15 protein-coding genes are annotated in these 14,353 nt (G+C 48.0%); 11 read left to right on the top strand and 4 right to left on the bottom strand.

All coding sequences use genetic code 11. From position 1 onward, the window contains the following. Positions 1-8 precede the first annotated feature (8 nt). Positions 9-1,604: a GMC family oxidoreductase gene (locus AYJ58_RS07045; protein WP_106649548.1), complete on the bottom strand. Its 1,596-nt coding sequence runs from the start codon at positions 1,602-1,604 to the stop codon at positions 9-11. 69 nt (positions 1,605-1,673) lie between these two features. After that, positions 1,674-2,180 (bottom strand): TAT leader-containing periplasmic protein, encoded by a 507-nt coding sequence (locus AYJ58_RS07040; RefSeq protein ID WP_106649547.1) that lies wholly within the window; start codon positions 2,178-2,180, stop codon positions 1,674-1,676. Between the two features lie 188 nt (positions 2,181-2,368). Here AYJ58_RS07040 and AYJ58_RS07035 point away from each other — a divergent pair, with 188 nt between their 5' ends. From AYJ58_RS07035 to AYJ58_RS07025, 3 genes are all read left to right on the top strand, one after another. Then, on the top strand, positions 2,369-3,412 hold the full coding sequence (locus AYJ58_RS07035; protein ID WP_106649546.1) for a hydrolase: 1,044 nt from the start codon (positions 2,369-2,371) through the stop codon (positions 3,410-3,412). After that, a complete protein-coding gene (locus AYJ58_RS07030; protein WP_106649545.1) occupies positions 3,396-3,641 on the top strand; it encodes a YheU family protein in 246 nt (81 codons plus the stop codon). The genes AYJ58_RS07035 and AYJ58_RS07030 overlap by 17 nt, the downstream gene beginning before the upstream one ends. 90 nt (positions 3,642-3,731) lie before the next feature. After that, the gene (locus AYJ58_RS07025) at positions 3,732-4,619 is read left to right on the top strand and encodes a phosphoribulokinase (protein ID WP_011847692.1); all 888 of its coding nucleotides are present in this window, start codon (positions 3,732-3,734) and stop codon (positions 4,617-4,619) included. 400 nt (positions 4,620-5,019) lie between these two features. Here AYJ58_RS07025 and AYJ58_RS07020 read toward each other — a convergent pair whose 3' ends face one another. Together AYJ58_RS07020 and pepB are read right to left on the bottom strand one after the other, a co-directional pair. Beyond that, the gene (locus tag AYJ58_RS07020; RefSeq protein WP_198555674.1) at positions 5,020-5,529 is read right to left on the bottom strand and encodes a GNAT family N-acetyltransferase; all 510 of its coding nucleotides are present in this window, start codon (positions 5,527-5,529) and stop codon (positions 5,020-5,022) included. A 205-nt stretch (positions 5,530-5,734) separates the two neighbouring features. After that, positions 5,735-7,027 (bottom strand): aminopeptidase PepB, encoded by a 1,293-nt coding sequence (gene pepB / locus AYJ58_RS07015; protein WP_106649543.1) that lies wholly within the window; start codon positions 7,025-7,027, stop codon positions 5,735-5,737. Between the two features lie 177 nt (positions 7,028-7,204). On the opposite strand from pepB, the gene sfsA reads away from it, so the two are divergent. The 8 genes from sfsA to AYJ58_RS06975 all read left to right on the top strand — a co-directional run bounded on the left by sfsA (position 7,205) and on the right by AYJ58_RS06975 (position 14,308). Further along, entirely contained in the window at positions 7,205-7,909 is a 705-nt protein-coding gene (sfsA, locus tag AYJ58_RS07010; RefSeq protein WP_106649542.1) for a DNA/RNA nuclease SfsA, read from the top strand. Positions 7,910-8,072: 163 nt separating this feature from the next. Beyond that, complete coding sequence (gene dksA, locus AYJ58_RS07005; RefSeq protein WP_006082967.1) at positions 8,073-8,516, top strand: RNA polymerase-binding protein DksA; 444 nt, start codon at positions 8,073-8,075, stop codon at positions 8,514-8,516. Positions 8,517-8,685: 169 nt separating this feature from the next. After that, positions 8,686-9,600 (top strand): tRNA glutamyl-Q(34) synthetase GluQRS, encoded by a 915-nt coding sequence (gene gluQRS / locus AYJ58_RS07000; protein ID WP_106649541.1) that lies wholly within the window; start codon positions 8,686-8,688, stop codon positions 9,598-9,600. Positions 9,601-9,619: 19 nt separating this feature from the next. Next, a complete protein-coding gene (locus AYJ58_RS06995) occupies positions 9,620-11,161 on the top strand; it encodes a polynucleotide adenylyltransferase PcnB (RefSeq protein ID WP_198555616.1) in 1,542 nt (513 codons plus the stop codon). Beyond that, positions 11,161-11,649, top strand: a complete 489-nt coding sequence (gene folK, locus AYJ58_RS06990) for a 2-amino-4-hydroxy-6-hydroxymethyldihydropteridine diphosphokinase (RefSeq protein WP_106649540.1) — start codon at positions 11,161-11,163, stop codon at positions 11,647-11,649. The genes AYJ58_RS06995 and folK overlap by 1 nt, the downstream gene beginning before the upstream one ends. Positions 11,650-11,705: 56 nt before the next feature. Further along, positions 11,706-12,500, top strand: a complete 795-nt coding sequence (gene panB, locus AYJ58_RS06985; RefSeq protein ID WP_106649539.1) for a 3-methyl-2-oxobutanoate hydroxymethyltransferase — start codon at positions 11,706-11,708, stop codon at positions 12,498-12,500. 27 nt (positions 12,501-12,527) lie between these two features. Next, positions 12,528-13,373, top strand: coding sequence for a pantoate--beta-alanine ligase (panC, locus tag AYJ58_RS06980; RefSeq protein ID WP_106649538.1), 846 nt, complete (start codon positions 12,528-12,530; stop codon positions 13,371-13,373). A 407-nt stretch (positions 13,374-13,780) separates the two neighbouring features. Then, positions 13,781-14,308, top strand: a complete 528-nt coding sequence (locus tag AYJ58_RS06975; RefSeq protein WP_106649537.1) for a hypothetical protein — start codon at positions 13,781-13,783, stop codon at positions 14,306-14,308. The last annotated feature ends 45 nt before the right edge of the window (positions 14,309-14,353 follow it).

The following is a 14,353-nucleotide window of genomic DNA, read 5'->3' as shown; positions in this document are numbered from 1 at the left end:
AGATAACATCAGGCTTTACCGTCAGTGAGCTTCTGTGCGAGTGCGGTGGCATTACGTGCCGTGATGCCATAAATCGACAGCTGCGGGTTAGCGCCAAGGCTGGTCGGGAAGATAGAACCATCCATTACAGATAAATTCTCTAAATAGTGCGACTGACCATAACTGTTGACCATAGAAAGCTTTTCATCTTCGCCGAAGGGACAACCGCCCATCACATGGGCCGATGCAACGATAGTGCGCAGTGGCGCGAGTGACATCTGCGCAATGCTCTCTTTGGCGTCTTTCCACGAGGATAAGTAAGGCATACCATCGCTGATCGGCAACACTTTTAAGGCGCCCGCCGAGAATTGTAACTCCGCCATACTAGCAAAAGCGCGTCTCGCGGCCCGCCAAAAAGCATCGGTCAACGGATAATCTAAAGCAAAGCCCTTATCCGTTAAGTGTACTTCACCGCCTTGACTGTCGGGATGATAACCATCGCGGATTAAGGCAATAGTCACTTGCAACTGATTGAACTGCGCCATCAACTCGGCATGACTCGCGCCATATCCTAAAGTTTTAGAGGCGATTAAAATCGGGTGCACTGGCGGCACTTCGAGTTTATAGCCCAGCTCACCATCGGCGTCATTCTTCCACACAAATTCATCGGAATAGATAGATTGCGGCGCGCCGCTATGGCCGTTTATCGAATCGGCAAACACGCCACCGGATAACAAAGTCGGATGTAAAAAAGTGCGTTTGCCCAAAAGCTTGTGGGGATCGGGCACCTGCGAGCGCATCAAAATCGTCGGCGTATGGATAGCGCCCGCACTCAAAATATAATGTTTGGCCTTAAATAACAGCTCAACGTCAGTGGGTCGTAAATTCACATCTAGCGCCTGCGCCTTTAACGCAAAGACTTGACCATTATGGTGCTCAATTTTAGTCACTTTAGCGCGACTGATCAGCTGCGCGCCTTTCTCAAGTGCCGAGGGAATGGTGGTGACTAACATAGATTGCTTCGCATTGACCGGACAACCCATGCCGCAATAGCCAGTATTCCAACAGCCCGCCACATTGCGTTTAATCACTGTGTATTCCCAGCCAAGATTGATACAACCTTGCTTCAGGGCGGCATTATTACGGTTAGGCTCATAGTTCCATTCATGAATGTTGAGCCGCTGCTCCATCTGTTCAAACCAAGGGTCTAAGCTTTCGCGATTAAGCCCAGCAACCGACTTATGTTGCGCCCAAAAAGCTAGCGCCTCGGTCGGTGTGCGAATAGAAGTGGTCCAGTTAACTGTGGTTGAGCCACCGACTGCGCGGCCTTGAAAAATCCCAATCGCCTTGTCGGCGGTTTTCATCGCCGCAGCTTGTTGATACAAGTTGGGGTAAGCGACCCGCTCTTCCATATTAAAATCGCTGGAGGATTTTAGCGGTCCCGCCTCAATCATGATCACGCTCAGCCCTGCTTGGGTGAGGATTTCGGCCGCCACACCGCCGCCAGCACCTGTGCCGACAATAATCACATCGGCTTCAAACTGTTGGTTTGCTTGCAATTGGCTCGCATCAGTGTGCAACCAACCAGAGTTTAAACCATTCACTATAGGATCTATGATTGCCAACTTGAGTGCTCCACTGTCGCGGGTAAGATGCTTATTATTGGGCGTTTGATTCGGTTACAAACGGGCGAGCTAGTTGAACAGTTCAGGTTTGGCATAATGCAGGCGACTCCAGTGTTCAGGGCAAGCGTAGTAACTGGCCATCACTAATTCCCGCAACCCGAGATAAGCCGTTTGTAATAGCGCAAAATAACTGTGGCGCCAGGTTTCTAGCATGTCGGTTAACTCGGCTGGCGAGCGCATCAATAACGGTGTCATACTTGAGGTCAGTACGAGTAAGCCGAGGCGATTTTCGAGCATATCGAGCAGTTCAAATAACTCGGTCTGCTGCTCATCGGGCAACACAGTAATTGACTGTTTGATCGCATCTAAAGTGCGATTTTGCGCCGCGAGCTTGTGGGTTGCCACATCGGGTAAAGCCCCGTCGAGCATCACAGGTAACAGTACGCTAAACAACAAGCGATAATCTTTGCTTTCGCTGTCTTCTGGCACACTAAACTCAGGAGAATAAAGATTGACCCCTAAGGCTAACGCCGCCGTACCGGCAAACGCGCCCATCAAAAAGGTTCGTCGCTTCATCTCTATCTCCTAAATATCAATCTAAATGTCGGCCTAAATATCAGCATAAAAAACAATTGTGCTACACTGCCCACGCGTTTATATCTAAGCGACTTCAGAATAAGAATTTCAGCATTTTGAGGTCGCTTGGGTATAAATTAAACACACGTTTTAATTTTCAGCAATAGCCGATACCAAGATAAACATCCATGCCAAATTCTTTTATGCCACCTTGGTGGGCCAAGAGCCCCCATGTACAAACGATTTTACCCGTATTCACTAAAGTGGCCAAACCAGCATTACAGCGGCAGCGCTTAGAGTTACCCGATGGCGATTTCATCGATTTAGATTGGCAGGATGTTCCGCAGTCTGGCAAACCGATAGTGGTGATCATCCACGGCTTAGAAGGCAGCGCTCAGTCCCATTATGCAAGACGGATACTGCAAGCCTGCAAAGGACAGCAACTCGCAGCCGTGGTGCACCATCACAGAAGTTGTTCGGGTGAGGCCAATCGCCTCGCGCGCAGTTATCACAGTGGTGACACGGACGATTTACAGTTTAGTCTATCGACACTGAAAAGCGCGTATCCGCAATCGCCCTTATTAGCCGTAGGTTACAGTTTAGGCGGCAATGTGCTGACTAAGTATCAGGGCGAATATCAGGATGACAGTTTACTCGCCCGCGCTGTGGTAGTGTCGGCGCCGCTGCAATTATCGGCCTGCGCTAAACGCTTAGAAAATGGTTTTTCAAAAGTATATCAAAGCTATTTAATCAAACAGTTACAGCAAAAAATCAGCCATAAATTAAACGATCCCGACTTAGCCCTCTCTATGCCGCTGAGCCAGTTGCAGGTCGATCGTTTAAATACCTTCTATGATTTTGACGATAAAGTCACAGCGCCTTTGCATGGCTTTGACGGCGTCGACGATTACTATACGCGTGCCAGTGGCTTACCTTTTGTCAGCCGCATAACTAAACCGACGCTTATCATGCATGCCAAAGACGATCCCTTTATGACCGATGAAGTGATCCCAAAGACAAACCAACTGTCGGGTTATGTGGAATACGAACTGCACCCCTATGGCGGCCATGTCGGCTTTATCGAAGGCGGTACACCTTGGAAACCACGCTTCTATCTTGAACGACGGATTTTGCACTTTTTATCAGGCGATCAAAGTGTTGACTCACATAGCGCAGACCCAATCAACGGCGACAATACTATCCAAGGAAGCACCGATGCTCATTCCCTATGAAGCCCTGTTACAACTCCCAAAGGAAACGCTCGCCAATTTGATCCGCGAGTATCTTCTCAGTCAGGTGGAGGATGGCAGCTTTGCCAGTCTCGATGAACAGGAACTGGCTCAGGCGATAGTTCAATGTCAACAAGCACTTAAACAAGGTAAGCTGAAATTAGAATACAGTGAAGACGATGAGTCCTTCGCGATACGCTCGGCGGATCAAATAGCACAGCAGCAAGATTGACCAGCCCTACCTCTGTACCGTATAAATAGTACTCGCGTTTTTATCGCTTCCCCATAAGCGGCTCTTTTGGTTCCTAGCTAGGTAGAAAAAATGTCAGCAAAACATCCCATTATTGCAGTTACAGGCTCATCAGGTGCGGGAACTACCACCACCACGACTGCCTTTAGCCATATTTTTCGCCAACTCGGGATCAACGCCGCCTTTGTCGAAGGCGACAGCTTTCATCATTTTACCCGCGCGGAGATGGAAGTCATGATCCGCAAATCCCAAGCTGAAAACCGCAACCTCAGTTATTTTGGCCCAGAGGCCAATAACTTTGCCCGCTTGGAACAATGCTTTCGCGACTACAGCACCACAGGCCAAGGTGAAACCCGCAGCTATTTACATACCTTCGATGAGGCCGTGCCTTTTAACCAGATGCCCGGCACTTTTACCCAATGGCGACCACTACCTGAAAATACCGACATGCTCTACTACGAAGGCCTGCATGGCGGCGTGGTGACTGGTGATGCCAATGTCGCCCAGCATGTGGACTTGCTGATCGGCATGGTACCGATAGTCAACTTAGAGTGGATCCAAAAAATTATCCGTGACACTTCGGAGCGCGGCCATAGCCGTGAAAAAGTCATGGGGTCAATTGTGCGCAGCATGGATGACTATATTAAGCACATGACGCCGCAGTTCTCCCGCACTCATATTAACTTTCAGCGAGTGCCAACGGTCGATACTTCTAACCCCTTTAGCGCCAAAGATATTCCGAGCTTAGACGAGAGCTTTGTAGTGATCCGCTTTCGCGGCATCAATAACGTCGACTTCCCCTATTACCTCAATATGATCCAAGGTTCATTTATGTCACGGGTCAACACCTTAGTCGTGCCCGGCGGTAAAATGTCGCTGGCGATGGAGCTTATCCTCACGCCTTTGATTAAAGATTTGATGGAAAAACGCCAGCAACTCAATACTCCAGAAGCAAACTAAAACTTTGCGAATGGGGGGCGAATTTAACTAAAGGCTAAGGAAATAAAGTCTTTTTTTGCAATAGATTAAGTTTGATTTAAGCCATTAGCGCTAATCTTATCGGCATCGGGATTTCAGGCGAAAGAACGATAGTTGGCATACTCTTGGGAGTTAATTCCCCCATCTTGATCTGTTGATTCCCTCGAGTATGTCAGCAACCTCTTATGAACAGTTAATTCCACATCCATGCTTGATCTGTTGATTCCCTCGGGTATGTCAGCAACTTTTAAATCTTCAGAGTTAATTCCACATCCATGCTTGATCTGTTGATTTCCTTGAGTATGTCAGCAACCTCTCAGAAAATAGGTTCTAGCAGTTGCAAAGCAACGCCCTAGATTCTAGCAGCGTTTTTTGCGGCGCCCTAGCAAGCCAAAGGCCGCCCTAGATTTTTATACATCACCCTGCACTCTAAGGCTATGCCTCTAGGCGAGCAGTAGATGGATTCCTCTTCTAAACCTTCACCACCAAAACCACAGTGGCGATAGAAATCCACCGCATTTAAAGTTGATTCTAATCTGAGTTGGGCTATCCCCTGATTAAAAGCCATGGCTTCAATAAATTGCAGTAGCGCTTTACCGACACCAAGCCCCATAGCATCGGGGGAAACAAACAGCGCCTCTATCTGAGCATAGGGTTCATCCAACATGGCCGTGCCGACCACAGTCTTAAGCTGCGACTCGTCAGAGGACAACTCTGCCACATAAAAATGTGCATCGACGATACGACTAAATTGCTCGGTCAGTTCGCCCTCGGTCCAAATCACCAGATCGCCCGCATCATAAAATCCGGCGCAGCCTTTATTAATAGCTGCATTACGGATATCCCAGCAGACCTGAGCATCAGCTTTCGTCGCTTTTCGTATAGTTATCATCATGTTTTCCAATTAAAAATGCTCAGCCATAACATGCCATGAAGCCGCTAAAACGCCAAGTAAACGAGTGTTCTAATCTTTCAACCAATAAAAAACCGCCCGTAGGCGGTTTAATCAAAGCTACAGAACCTTAATGGATCTTAGCTAACATATCTGACTTAGTCTTAGCGCTAGACTTAGCCTTTAATCAATTCACTAGCTAGGCTTAGCCTTTAATCAATTCACTAATAGTCAATACGCCGTGGGTTGTTGCACCCGCGCCCCACATGGCAGAAGCTGAATCTTCAAAAGCGCCCGCTAAATCAACGTGTAACCATTTAGCTTCGGGTGACACGAAACGCCATAAGAAACCAGCGGCATTAGAAGCACCACCTGCACCGCCGCCTTTCATTGCGCGGCTGTTTGCGGTGTCAGCATAGGCAGATGGACACATTTCTTTGTGCCAAGGATCCAGCGGCAGCGGCCATACTCGCTCGGCAACGCTAGTGGCTTTTTGCTGGGCCAGTTGCAACACATCCGCCTGTGGCGAGAAAATCGCGTTGTAGTTAGAACCCACCGCCATCACAGCGGCGCCTGTAAGGGTCGCTGCATCGATAATAAAAGGTGCGCCTGTAGCAGAAGCAGCTTGTAGGCCATCGGCCAACACTAAGCGTCCTTCAGCATCTGTGTTCACCACTTCAACTGTTACACCATTTTTGTAGGTCAGAATATCACCTAACTTATAGGCGCGGCCGCTGATCAAGTTTTCAGCACAACATAAGAAGAGTTTAACGCGTTTGTTGAGGCCAGATTTGATCGCTAAACCAAGTGCTGCAGTCACAGTCGCCGCGCCGCCCATATCGCATTTCATGCCTAACATGCCTTCAGAAGCCTTGATGCTGTAGCCGCCAGAATCAAAGGTAATCCCTTTACCCACAAGCGCCACAGACACGGGTGCATCGGCGGCTAATGGGTTGAAGTCTAACTCTAACATTGCTGGTGGACGCTCACTGCCGCGACCGACGGCATGGATACCAATCCACTGCTCTTCAAGCAGCGCTTCGCCTTCGATAATCCGATAACTTACCTTGTCGCCACCAACGTCAGCCAACCATTTTGCTGCTTGTTGGGCAAGCTTCACTGGCGACAGGTTTTCAGGCGTATCGTTGATGAGTTGACGGGCAAAGGTTGCCACATCGAGTCGACGTTGCAATTCTGCTTGCACAGACTCATCACCACACCAATAAATTTGATAGCCTGGTTTTGCCGTCGCGAAACCTTGGGCAAACACCCATTGGCTATTGAGATCCCAAAACTGCCCAGCTAATTCCACACTGCTAATGCCTTGGCTGCGCAGTTTACGGGCCGCCATTTGAATTTGGCGTAGCTCATCGCCACCTGCTAAATGAATTTGCGCACCGTCGGCAGTATAAGTCACATCAGCCTTGCCCCAGTGGGCGGCTGGTACTTCTTTGGTTAATTGCACTTTCATCAATTCTGTTACTTTTAGTTCACTCATTAGGGATCCTTATTTTTCGATTCGTTTTAGAACAATCAGAACAAACTTTATGGCGGCAGTTTACTGCTAGCAGGCGATGACGCAAAGCGATTGGCTGAAGTTACTCAGGTAAAATCTGTAAACATTTGCGAAATTTGCTAGGCTTTGCGGCCTAGAACAGCCGATATAGGTCTACCGATGGAATTTACACCGCCACTACAACAGGGCATTTTATTGCGCCGCTATAAGCGTTTTCTGGCCGATGTGCAGCTAAGCGATGGCAGTGAGATCACCCTACATTGCCCCAATACCGGCTCTATGCGTAATTGCCTGTATCCCGGTGAAACCGTATGGTTTTCTACCTCTGATAACCCTAAACGTAAATATGCCCATACCTGGGAACTGATGACCACGCCCAATGCTGGCTTAATCGGTATCCACTCGGGTCAGGCCAACACCTTAGCCGAAGAAGCCATCAATAAAGGTATCATTACTGAACTAACGGGTTATGACAGCCTAAGCCGTGAAGTCAAATACGGTGATGAAAATAGTCGCATCGATATCCTGCTACAGGGTGCTCAAAAACCCGCCTGTTATATAGAAGTCAAAAGTTGTACTTTGCTCGAAGATGGCCAAGGTTATTTTCCTGATGCTGTGAGCCTACGCGGTCAAAAACATCTACGTGAATTAATGCACATGGTGAGTCAAGGCCACAGAGCTGTATTGCTGTTTGTGGTGCAGCACAGTGACATATTCAGTGTTGCACCCGCAGCACATATCGACCCTGAATATGCTAAGTTACTGAAAATAGCTGTGTTAGCTGGAGTGGAAGTCCTTGCCTATCGCTGCGAAATGTCCCCGACTGAGATTCACCTAGCCCAAGCCTGCGATGTACGAGTATGATGTTAAGGCTGAGTTAAATTTGATTTCAGTTGAATTAGCGAACATAGTCAAAAAATTCAATCAAAGCAGAATGAAAAGTTTGCCTCGATGTGAAGATTCTGCTATAGATAGCGGCCGTTCTTAAGGACGCCCTACAAACGCAAATGATTACAGGAGATGCGTTATGCCTGAAGGCACCAAAAAACTTGGCGTACTCGCTATCGCAGGTGTAAATCCTTACCAGGAAAAACCGGGTGAGGAGTATATGAACGCTAAGCAACTGGGTCACTTCAAGACAATTCTTGAAGCTTGGCGCAATCAGTTGCGTGAAGAGGTCGACCGTACTCTTAGCCACATGCAGGACGAAGCCGCAAACTTTCCCGATCCTGTTGACCGTGCAGCACAAGAAGAAGAGTTCAGCCTCGAACTTCGTGCTCGCGATAGAGAACGTAAGCTGATCAAAAAAATCGAAAAAACACTGCAAAAAATTGAAGAGGACGATTTCGGCTTCTGTGATTCTTGCGGTATCGAAATCGGCATCCGCCGTCTCGAAGCGCGTCCAACAGCCGATCAATGCATCGACTGTAAAACGCTTGCAGAGATCAAAGAGAAACAAATGGCTGGTTAATCAAGCATACTGGGCGGGGATTTCCCCGCCTATTTGTTTCTAGCAACTCGTAATCTCGACGAGCTTAAGCCAAGCTCACTCCAATTTACCCCGATTCGCTTTTCTCTTGGCATCCCTCTAAAATACATCCACTTTTACCGTCGCGACTTTAAAACGCCATCTAGTTGTTATGTCAAAGCCATTACATTCCGATTTATCCAGCCAGCACTATGTCGGCCGCTTTGCGCCTTCGCCTTCGGGTGCCTTACACTTTGGCTCGCTTATCGCCGCCCTTGGCAGTTATCTGCGCGCCCGCTCGCAACAGGGTAAATGGCTAATTCGCATTGAAGACATCGATCCTCCGCGGGAAGTCAAAGGCGCTGCCGATGATATCTTACGCACCTTAGCAGCCTATGGATTTGAGTGGGATGATGTGCCGCTTTATCAGAGCCAGCGCACCGCGGCCTATCAAGCACAAATAGATTCGCTGCTCGCCCAAGATAAAGCCTATTTCTGCCAATGTAGTCGCAAGCAAATTCAAGCCATGGGCGGCGTCTACGATGGCCGCTGCCACCGCTTGCCACAAACACAAGCTAGAAATGTGGTTAAGTCTGGGGCGGTGCGGATAGTCAATACCGCGCAAGTGCAGCAATTTGACGATAACCTCATGGGGCATATTTGCGTCGATAGCCATTTTGCCGCTGAGGATTTCATTATCAAACGCAGCGATGGCCTGTACGCCTATCAATTAGCCGTGGTGCTCGACGATGCTTATCAAGGGGTCACTGAAGTGGTTCGAGGTTGTGATTTAATCGAAGCCAGTTGTCGCCAACTGAGTTTGTATCAAAATTTTGGCTTAGCGGCACCGCAATGGTTGCACTTGCCACTCGCCTGTTTAAGTAAAGGTTTTAAGCTCTCAAAACAAAATCATGCACAGGCAATTGATACGCTTAATCCGCAGGCGAGCCTCAATGCGGCGCTGGCATTTTTAGGCCAACAACCCGTTGAGACCCAAGGTTCTGTGGCACAAATGCTCGCTCAAGCCGTGGGACAATTTCAATTATCCACTATACCGCAACAATCTGAGATACTGATCGAGCCCTGATATACTCATTAGGCCGCATTTGGTATATGATAGCCGCCAGATTTTTAATCAAATAACAGATCATATTTCGAGGTGTCCCATTTTTCGCCGTATCAGCCAATTCTGCAAACAGCTATTTGAAGACGCGCCTAAAACGACCGCTCCGACTCCAGCTCAGATTGAACCAACAACGCCTGAACAAAGTTCTGGAGCGTTAAGCTTAGAGTTAGTGCCAAGAGATGCCCATACCATCTCGCGCAAACAAATCAGCGAAAATGCCCTTAAGGTGTTATACAGACTGAATAAATCAGGTTTTAAAGCCTATTTAGTCGGCGGCGGTGTACGCGATTTACTCTTAGGGATTGAACCGAAAGATTTCGACGTAGTGACCAATGCGACACCGGAAGAAATCAAAAAACTGTTCCGCAACTGCCGAGTCGTTGGCCGTCGTTTCCGTCTGGCCCATATTGTTTTCGGCCGCGATGTTATCGAAGTGGCGACCTTTCGTGGTCACCATGGCGAAAGCAATGAGAAAGTCTCTAAAGCCAATGCCGAAGGGCGTTTGCTACGTGATAACGTTTATGGCGAAATCGACGAAGATGCCGAGCGCCGCGACTTTACCGTCAATGCCCTCTATTACGATATCAGCGATTACTCGATCCGCAGCTACGGCGGCGGTATGGCCGATCTCAAAGCGGGTACGTTGAGATTAATTGGCGATCCTGAAACCCGTTACCGTGAAGATCCGGTGCGTATGTTAAGGGCGGTGCGTTTCGCCACTAAACTCAACATGGGTATCGAAACAGTAACAGCTGCGCCGATTAAACAATTAGCGCCACTGCTAAAAGATATTCCCGCAGCGCGTATGTACGAAGAAGTGCTGAAACTCTTCTTTGCAGGCAAAGCCTTAGCCAACTTCGAACTGATGCAAGAATACAAGCTATTCGCGCCGCTGTTTCCACAAGTGGCCGCTCTGCTAAAAGATGATCCTAAAGGCACGACCATGAAAATGGTGCAAGCCATTATGAAGAGCACAGATCAAAGAGTTAACGAAGATAAGCCTGTTACGCCTTCATTCTTCTATGCTGCGCTTCTCTGGTATCCACTGCGTCAACGCGCCGAAGATATTGCCGTTGAAAGTGGCCTGACCTTATACGATGCCTTCTTTGCCGCTATGGGCGATGTAATGGAGCAGCAATGCCAAACCATCAGTATTCCACGCCGCTTTAGTACGCCAGCCAAAGACATTTGGCAGTTACAGTTACGCTTTGATCGTAGCCAAGGCACTCGCGCCTTTAAACTGATGGAACATCCTAAGTTTAGAGCCGCATACGATTTGCTCTTGCTCAGAGGCGAAGTCGAAGCGGGTAATGTCGCTAAGAGTGCCGCTTGGTGGCAACAGTTTGTTGAAGCCGATGAAACTGAACGCTTAGCCATTGCGCGTAGCGGCAGTAAATCGCCAAATCGCAACCGTAATGCCACTCAACGTCGTCGCCGTCCTCGCGCGCCGAATGCCGATGGTTCAGCGCCGACGAGCACACCTAAGGCAAGTGGCACACCAAAAGCGAAAGCGGCGGAATAATGCCTCGCGTCTACGTCGCATTAGGCGCGAATCTCGACGATCCCAAGGCGCAATTGGACAATGCCGTCACGGCATTGTCCGCATTAGCCTTAGGCAATAGTCTACTGGTTTCCCCTTATTATCATTCGACGCCTATGGGCGATGTCGTGCAACCCGATTATGTTAATGCGGTGGTCAGTTTCGATACTGATCTTGAGCCATTAGCCTTACTCGATGCATTGCAGCATATCGAAAACACCCAAGGTCGAGTGCGTCTTGAGCGTTGGGGCCCCAGAACCTTAGATCTCGATTTACTCTTGTATGGCAATGAGAACATTGACATACCTAGACTCAAAGTGCCCCACTACGGTATGAAAGAGCGCAGCTTTGTGCTCGTGCCTTTAGCTGCAATCGCACCAAATCTTATTCTGCCGTGCAACACTGCAATCGGCAGTCTTATCGATACAAAAATGTTGGCCGAGTTACAACAACTGGGCATTGATCATTGAAGTCCGTCCCCAGTTAGCTTATAACACCACTTCTATTTGGTTTGAAGATCATCCATATGTCTAAAATTACTAGCTCAACCCTGTTGAAATACAAACAGGAAGGTAGAAAATTCACGGCACTGACAGCCTATGATGCCAGTTTTGCCAGCGCGTTCGATAGCGAAGGTGTAGATGTGCTGCTCGTCGGCGATTCTCTAGGAATGGTTCTCCAAGGCCATGACGATACCCTGCCCGTCTCTACAGCAGATATCGCTTACCATACTCGCTGTGTCCGTCGCGGTATCGAACGTGCCCTGCTGATCGCCGATATGCCCTTTATGAGTTACGCCACACCAGAACAAGCTATGGTTAACGCCACTGAGTTGATGCAGGCTGGCGCGAACATGGTCAAAGTCGAAGGTGGCCACTGGTTACTCGAAACTGTCACTAAGCTCACGGAACGCGGTATTCCCGTGTGTGCTCACTTAGGCTTAACACCTCAGTCGGTCCATGTATTTGGTGGTTTTAAAGTGCAGGGCCGCGACGCCGAAAATGCCCAGCGCATTCTCGACGAAGCAAAAGCATTAGAAGCGGCTGGTGCTCAACTATTGGTTGTGGAATGTATTCCTGCGCCACTCGCAACGGCGATCACTCAAGCCTTAACGATTCCAGTTATTGGGATTGGCGCAGGCGCATCGACCGATGGACAAATTTTGGTCATGCATGATGTGTTAGGTATTTCAAGTGGTTATATTCCACGTTTCTCGAAAAACTACCTAAAACAAACCGGTGAAATTCGCTCGGCCGTGCGCGCCTATATCGACGAAGTTGCTCAAGGAACATTCCCTGGCGACGAACACACTTTTAATTAATAACCGATTTATGCAAGGTAAGGCTCAATGATCACTAGCGCCCATATTGATGATATTCGCACCCAAGTGCGTGCATGGCGTGCCAAGGGCGAAACCGTCGCCTTTGTGCCTACCATGGGCAATCTCCATCAGGGACACATTACTTTAGTCAAAGAAGCCGCGAGCAAGTGTGACCATGTGGTGGTCTCAATTTTCGTTAATCCAATGCAATTTGGTCAGAACGAAGATTTAGATGCTTACCCACGCACACTGGCTGCCGACAGCGGAGCCCTCAACGCCGCTGGCGCTGAGCTGTTATTCACCCCGACGCCAGCCGTGATGTATCCCAAGGGTCTAGAGCAGCAAACCTATGTCGAAGTCCCTGGGATTTCCGACGTGCTTTGTGGTGCGAGCCGTCCGGGACATTTTCGTGGTGTTGCGACTATCGTTTGTAAACTGTTTAACATAGTACAGCCCGATGTGGCGCTATTCGGTAATAAAGACTATCAACAACTGTTAGTGATCAAAACTATGGTTGAAGACTTGTCATTACCGATTGAAATTATAGGTATTGATACCATACGTGAAGACTCAGGCTTAGCCATGAGTTCGCGCAATGGTTACCTCACTGCCGCAGAAAAAGCCGCAGCGCCTGCACTAAAACAAGCCATAGATGCCATGGCCACTGGGATCAAGCAAGGTGAAAGCTTTGAACAAGTGACCGAGCAAGCAAAAGCCAAGTTAGTCGCGGCCGGTTTTACGCCGGATTATCTCGAAATTCGCCACGCTCACACGCTAGAACAGGCCCAACATCAGGATCAAGCCTTAGTGATTTTAGCCGCCGCCTATATAGGTAAAGCACGGCTTATCGATAACTTAAGGTTCGATCGCTAATAGTTAGCGTCAATCAATAAAGGGAGCTCTCGCTCCCTTTTTTATGCTTTGAATCTGCCGCGCACCATTAAATTTATCGTTTAGAATCAACCTTAGCGCCAAAAAATTGAATCGTCAAAAAACTGGTTTTATCCCTTAACTTACGCCATAGTATGATGCAGATGTTAGCGATAAGTAAAATCTTGGCCACTACAATAAACACAGTAAATTTGCCCCTTTACTGATATATAGCTAATACTTTAATACCTTAGGTTTAATGGCCCAAAAAACCAACGTCCCATGGGACGAGGCATAAATCACTGATTGAATAGACTTAATGGCGCAAGCATTAAGCTGACTATTTATCGATTGTAATCAAAGAACTAAATCATAATCGCTATGCAAGTGTACAAAGGATTTGTGGCCTAATGGTAAGACTGATACTCACCCTAATCTGTGTTATTTTGCCAAGTACAGTACAGGCAAATACCATTTATAAATGCCGTAAAGATGACAAAATTGTCTTTAGCCAAACCGCTTGCCCGCAGGAATTTAGCCAACATAAAATCGAATATCAGTTGGGGATCACCACAGAAGTCGACTCAGATAAAAGGGACATTCCAGTCGATCCCCTGCAAGCACTACTGAATCGCCAAACCATTTCTAAAGAGAAATTACTGCAATTACTCGATGGCGAGATCTATCGACTTAAACAGGAGAACAGCTATTTTGAAATCCTGCGCACCAGTGAATTACAAAAACTAGAACGTAAGCGTTATTGGCAGAATAAAGAGAAAAGCGATCCTGAATACATTAACGAAATGGACGATATCAATACTCGCTTCAATGCGTTAACCGTGAGCAATAACAGTGCGATGCAGCAACTGAAGGATCGTAAAAGCCAAATCAGTACTGAGGTATCCCCTGAAGAATCAAAAGAACCAGAAAAACACTGATCTCATATAAAAGGTTAGTGCTCAGCTTGTCACTCATTCACCAAG

The sequence above is a fragment of the Shewanella sp. Pdp11 genome, from assembly GCF_002838165.1.
Lineage (GTDB): Bacteria > Pseudomonadota > Gammaproteobacteria > Enterobacterales > Shewanellaceae > Shewanella > Shewanella hafniensis.
Note: the sequence above shows the minus strand (reverse complement) of the source record. Positions and strands in the feature narration are given on the sequence as shown.